Source organism: Paracoccus binzhouensis (assembly GCF_016446475.1).
Classification (GTDB): Bacteria; Pseudomonadota; Alphaproteobacteria; order Rhodobacterales; family Rhodobacteraceae; genus Paracoccus; species Paracoccus binzhouensis.
This window is the reverse complement of the sequence record NZ_JAEHFP010000238.1, coordinates 1-1,362: the sequence shown is the minus strand read 5'-3', so window position 1 is coordinate 1,362 and position 1,362 is coordinate 1. Positions and strand designations below refer to the sequence as shown.

Here is a 1,362-nt window from a genome sequence, read left to right as displayed (position 1 = left end):
GGTGGCGGCGCGGGCGCGGCGATTGGCGGCCTCGGCGCTTTCCTGCAGCGCGGCGGCCTGGGACTGGGCGGCAGCGATGCGCTTCTCGGCCTCGGCGGCGGCGGCGGCGATCTGGCCTTGCAGCGCCTGCGCCTGGGCGGCGAAGTCCTGCATGCGCTCGGCCACCGCCGAATCCGCAGCCGGGTCGGCCGCCGGGCGCGCGGCCAGCTCGTCGATACGTTGCTGCTGCGCCGCCAGGCGGGCGTTCACGTCATCCACCAATTGCTGCAGCTGCGCGCCGTTCTCGCCCGAAACCACGGTCTGCGTGGCCGGCCGCGCCGCCAGGTCCGCAACGGTCCTTTCCAGCGCCGCCAGCTTCTCGGCCTGGGCCTTGAGCGCCTCGGCATCGCCGCCCTGCAGCGAGGCATCGGCCAGCGCCTGGCGCGCCGCATCGGCGCCGGCATCCGCGGCGCGGCTGGCGAAGGCATTGCCCTGGGCCTCGATTTCGGCCTTGGCGGCCTCGGCGCCGGCTTCGCGGGCAGCGGCGATCTCGGCCTCGGTCGGGGCCGAGGCGGGCGGGACGGGCTGCCAGGCCGGCGGCAGATGCGGGATCGCCCACCAGGCCGCGGCGGCGCCCAGCCCGGCGGCGACCACGCCGCCCAGGAAAGTCGGCACGAAGCCGGCCTTGCGCACCTCGACCACCCGGGTCTCGATACGCGCGGGTTCGGGCTTCGGCTCGGGCTTGGCGGTATCGGGCTTCGGAGCGACGTGCTTCGCGGCCTCGGGTTTCGCAGCCTCGGGTTTCGCGGCAGCGACCGCCGGAATGGGCGACGATTCGGCCCGGGCCCCGCCCGGCGGCGTGGCCGAGGCCGAGGATTTGGGCGTCGCGGCCTCGGCGCCCAGGCCCGAGCCGACCAGCCGCGATTCGACCATCGGCTTGGCCTCGGCCCTGGCCGGCGCGGCGCCTTCGCCCGAGCTGACGGGCCGGCTTTCGATCACCGGGCCCGAGACCGCCTTCCTTTTCGTTTCCTGAACGGGGCTTGCCTTGCTCTCGCTGGAATTGGCTTCTGGCTTTCTCACAATTCTTCCCCGTTCCGTTTCGCATCGCGCCCCGGCAGCATCGGCCCTTGCCGTCGCCCCCGGCCCGCAATCATGACTGGCTCCCGGCGGCAGTCTAGTGGGCGGCGCGATATGCCTCAACCCGCCTCACATGCTTTGTTCCACGCCGAGCAGCCTTTCCAGCGCGCATATCATCCCTTGCGCGTCGGGGGCAGGGGCGACGGCGATGCGGTCGGCGGGGTTTCGCCACGCCGCCCGCGCCGCGGCGCTGATCGGCACCAGCCAGAGCGGCGCCCGCGCGCGCCCGGCCTGCCCGGCCAGCAG

General features: G+C 74.4%; 1 protein-coding gene. It reads right to left on the bottom strand.

All coding sequences use genetic code 11. The features are described from left to right. Nucleotides 1-1,059, bottom strand: a 1,059-nt coding sequence (locus I9P22_RS24200) for a hypothetical protein (RefSeq protein WP_199262771.1), incomplete at its 3' end; no start/stop codon positions are given. Nucleotides 1,060-1,362 lie beyond the last annotated feature (303 nt).